Source organism: Rhizobacter sp. P3_B12 (genome assembly GCF_056402895.1).
In genome coordinates this window covers 1-2710 of sequence record NZ_JBFUGN010000849.1, presented here as the reverse complement: position 1 = coordinate 2710, position 2710 = coordinate 1, and the positions used below count along the sequence as shown (strand labels likewise).

Genomic DNA, 2710 nt, shown 5'->3' with positions numbered 1-2710 from the left:
GGCCTGGGCGGTGTCGTAGTCGGCCGTGTTCATGGCCGCGGTGAGGATGTCGGTGGGCTTGGGGAACGAGCAGTTGCCTCCGCCGCCGTATCCGTAGAAGGTGCCCTGGCCGGTGTGCGTCTGCTGGTAGTTGCCCTGGGCGGCGGCCACCAGCGGGCCTCCCATCAGCAGGCTTCCGATGAATGCCGCGATGCTGCGGCGTGAGGTCGCGTCGGATGATGTCATGGCTGCTCCCGTTGCTGCGCCGCATTGGCGCACGGGGACTGTCGCGCCGAKGCGGCGCCAGCGCCAGCGTGTGATACACCCGGCTGCACTTGTTTCGGTGTCGTGGCCTGTCTGTCAGACCGCAGTCGGCGCGCCGCCGGCCGTGGCGCCGGATGCCAGGGGCGGATGCGTCACGATGCTCTTCAGCTCGGGCCGCGGTGCGCGCAGCGCTTGCAGGTCGGGCCGGGGCCGGCGCAGTGCAGGGGTCGCCTCGAAGCAATGCTCGAGCGCTTGCGCGGCTGCGAGCAGCGCGGCATCCCCGCGCAGCCGCCCGATCAACTGCAGGCCGAACGGCATGCCGTGTTCGTCGCGCCCGCACGGCAGCGACAGCACCGGGTTCGTCGCGAGCGTGACCACATAGGTCAGCCCGAGCCAGTGGTAGTAGTTGCGCATCGCCTGGCCGTCGATGCGCTGGGCATACAGCTCGGTCCACGGGAACGGCGTGACCGGCGTGGTCGGCGCGAGGATCAGGTCGTAGCGCTCGAAGGCGCTTGCGAAGCGCCGCGCGATGCGCGTCTGCTCGAGGTGCGCCCAGGCGCGGTCGGCGAGCGTGATCGACGCCGCCATCTCGACATTGGCGCGCACGTTGGGCCCGAGCGTTTCGGGGGCGGTGCGGAAGGTGTCGGCGAATGCGGCGACGAAGCTCTCGGCGCGCAGCGTGTCGAACGCCCGGTCGGCGTCGCCCAGCGCGAGGTCGACCGGCTCGCAGCAGGCCACCCACGGCCGGATCGCTTCCACGCGCGCGCGAAACACGCGCCGGATCTCCGGGTCGACGATGCACAGGCCGAAATCCTCGGTCGTGCCGACACGGAGCCCGGCCAGGTCCACGCCGGCGAGCGGCCAGAACGACGCGCCGTGCTCCGCATGCGACAGCGGGTCGCGTGGGTCGAAGCCGACCGTGGCGGCCAGCTGCAGCGCCGTGTCGCCGACGTCGCGCCCCATCGGCCCGAGCACCGAGAGGACCGACCAGCCGAGCGGCCGCGCATCGTTGGCCACCAGGCCGGGCGAGGGCCGCAGGCCGACCACGCCGCACAGGGCCGCCGGGATGCGCAGCGAGCCGCCGGTGTCGGAGCCGGTCGCGATCGGCAGCATGTCGACCGCCAGCGCGGCCGCCGAGCCGCCCGACGAGCCGCCGGCGTTCAGCGCGGGGTCGAAGGGGTTGCCGGTCGCGCCCCACACCGGATTGCGCGTGTTGGCGCCGGCGCCCATGTCGGGCACGTTGGTCTTGGCGGTGACGATCGCGCCGGCCGCGCGCAGCCGTGCGACGAGCCCGTTGTCGTGCAGCGGCACGTTGGCGCGCCGGCCGACGTTGCCGTGGGTGGTGAGCAGCCCCGCGGTGTCCAGCAGGTCCTTCACGCCGAGCGGCAGGCCGTGCAGCAGGCCCAGCGGCGCGCCGCGCATCACGTCGGCCTCGGCCTGGCGGGCGCTCGCGCGGGCGCGCTCGAAGTCGGTGGCGGCGATCGCGTTGACGGCGGGGTTGAAGGCTTCGATGCGCGCGATGCAGGCGTCCATCAGCTCGACCGGCGAGAGTTGCCGGCTGCCGATCAGGCGGCGCAGCTCGACGGCGGAACGCTCGGGCAGCGTGGGGTCGTGGCTCATGGTGCTCACTCCAGCGGAATGTTGGCCTTGTGGACGTAGGCCCGCAGCAGCGGCAGTTCCTTCGCCACGCGCGCATCGTAGAACGAGCCCGGCTCGTACGACACGTCGACGCCGGCCTTCTCGAGATCGGCGCGGCTGGCGGGATCCGCCAGCGTGTCGGCGAGCGCCTTGCCCAGCGCCTTCTGCACGGCAGGCGGCAGCCCGCGCGGCGCGACGATGGTGATCCACGGCAGCATCTCGAACCCGGGGTAGCCGGCCTCGGCGACGGTCGGCACCTGGGGCAGCGAGGGCGAGCGTCGCGCCGACGTGACGGCCAGCGCCTTCACATGGCCGGCGCGCAGCATCGGCAGCGCGGCGACATTGGTGTCGAAGCTCAGCAGCACCTGGCCGCCGATCAGGTCCGTCATCGCCGGCGAGCTGCCCTTGTACGGCACGTGCAGGATGTCGACGCCGGTTGCCAGCTTGAACATCTCGCCGGCCAGGTGCGAGGTGGTGCCGTTGCCGAACGATGCGTAGGCCAGCTTGCCGGGTTGCGCCTTGGCGAGCGCGACCAGCTCCTTCACGCTGTTGGCCGGCAGCGACGGGTTGGCCAGCAGCACCAGCGGCGAGGTGCCGATCAGGCCGATCGATTCGAAGCTCTTCTGGGCGTCGTAAGGCAGCTTCGCCTTCAGCGCCGGGTTGACGGTGAAGGTGGTGTTGGAGCTGATCAGCAGCGTATGGCCGTCGGGTGCCGCCTGGGCCACCGCGCCCGCGCCGATCGTGGTGCCGGCGCCGGCCTTGTTGTCGACGATGACGGGCTGGGCGAGCCGCTGTGCCATGCCCTTCGCGATGATGCGGGCCATCGTGT

At 72.1% G+C, this 2710-nt stretch carries 2 protein-coding genes and 1 pseudogene; all 3 read right to left on the bottom strand.

Annotated elements, in window-relative coordinates; genetic code table 11:
• Positions 1 to 225: pseudogene (locus AC1D01_RS29010) on the bottom strand (hypothetical protein); the annotation flags it as partial.
• A 114-nt stretch (positions 226 to 339) separates the two neighbouring features.
• Positions 340 to 1863 carry an amidase gene (locus AC1D01_RS29005; RefSeq protein WP_477872588.1) on the bottom strand — a complete coding sequence of 508 codons (1524 nt, stop codon included), beginning with the start codon at positions 1861 to 1863 and terminating at the stop codon, positions 340 to 342.
• A gap of 5 nt (positions 1864 to 1868) precedes the next feature.
• Positions 1869 to 2710 (bottom strand): tripartite tricarboxylate transporter substrate binding protein (locus AC1D01_RS29000; RefSeq protein ID WP_477872587.1); only part of this gene is annotated, 842 nt, incomplete at its 5' end.

What these genes read in the sequence shown, in the direction of transcription:
- AC1D01_RS29005 (WP_477872588.1), bottom strand. Translation starts at nt 1,863, where the DNA reads ATGAGCCACGACCCCACGCTGCCCGAGCGTTCCGCCGTCGAGCTGCGC.